This is a genomic window from Janibacter sp. CFPM2_SD2, from assembly GCF_057364645.1.
This window is the reverse complement of sequence record NZ_JBNFOF010000368.1, coordinates 1-1,051: the sequence shown is the minus strand read 5'-3', so window position 1 is coordinate 1,051 and position 1,051 is coordinate 1. Positions and strand designations below refer to the sequence as shown.

Genomic DNA, 1,051 nt, shown 5'->3' with positions numbered 1-1,051 from the left:
CGGCCCCGTGCGGGCGGGCCGCGGAGCACCTGCGTGAACGGCCTGCGGCAGGCCGTCGACCCACTGCCCGGCGACGCCCGCGGACTGCTGCCCGCGCTCGTCATCGGTGACACTTCGATGACGCCGCAGGAGCTCACCGACGACATGCTCGTCACCGGCATGTCGCACCTGTCGGCGGTGAGCGGGTCCAACGTCGCGGTCGTCCTCGCGGCCCTCGTCGGTGTGGGTCGACTGCTCGGCCTGCCGCGCCGCTGGCGACCCTGGGTCGCGGGGGTCGGGCTGGCCTTCTTCGTCGTGCTCGCCCGGCCCGAGCCGAGCGTCATCCGGGCGGCGACCATGGGGGCGATCGGGCTGCTCGGCATGAGCACCGACCGGCGCGGCGCGGGCACCCCCGCGCTGTGCTGCGCGGTCCTCGCGCTGCTCGCGCTCGACCCATGGCTCGCACGCTCCTACGGCTTCGTCCTGTCGACACTCGCGACGCTGGGGCTGCTGCTCTTCGTCCGGCCGTGGTCGGCAGCGATCAACGCTCACCTCCCGCGCCGTCTCCACCTCGTCGGCCCGGCCGTGGCGATCCCGGTCGCGGCGCAGCTCGTCTGCGGACCGGTCGTCGTCCTGCTGCAGGGCAACGTGAGTCTTGTTGCCGTCGTCGCCAACCTCGTGGCGGCCCCCTTCGTCGCACCGGCCACGGTCCTGGGCGTCACCGCCGCCCTCGTGGCCGTCGTGAGCGGAGCGCTGGCGGGGCTCGTCGCCTGGTGCGGCGCCCCCTTCGCCCTGGCCATCGCGTGGACCGCCCGGGTGAGCGCGGACGTCCCCGGCGGGGCGATGCCGTGGCCCGATGGTCCGCCCGGCGCGGTCCTGCTCGCGCTCGTCACCGGGGTGGTCGTCCTCGGTGGGCCCTGGGCGATCCGGCACTCGCGGGGCAGCCCGCTCGTGGCGATCGCCCTCGTCGTCGTGGTCGCCGTCGGTGCGGTGCCTCCCGCAGCCTCGCCTGGCCGCCGCCGGGGTGGCGGCTCGTCGCCTGCGACGTCGGGGCAGGGGGACGGGCTCGTCC

The 1,051-nt window shown here is 76.0% G+C and carries 1 protein-coding gene; it reads left to right on the top strand.

Features of this window, described 5'->3' with window-relative positions; all coding sequences use genetic code 11:
* Positions 1–33: 33 nt before the first annotated feature.
* On the top strand, positions 34–1,051 hold a 1,018-nt coding region (locus tag AC2W7J_RS18395; RefSeq protein WP_485984227.1), incomplete at its 3' end, for a ComEC/Rec2 family competence protein.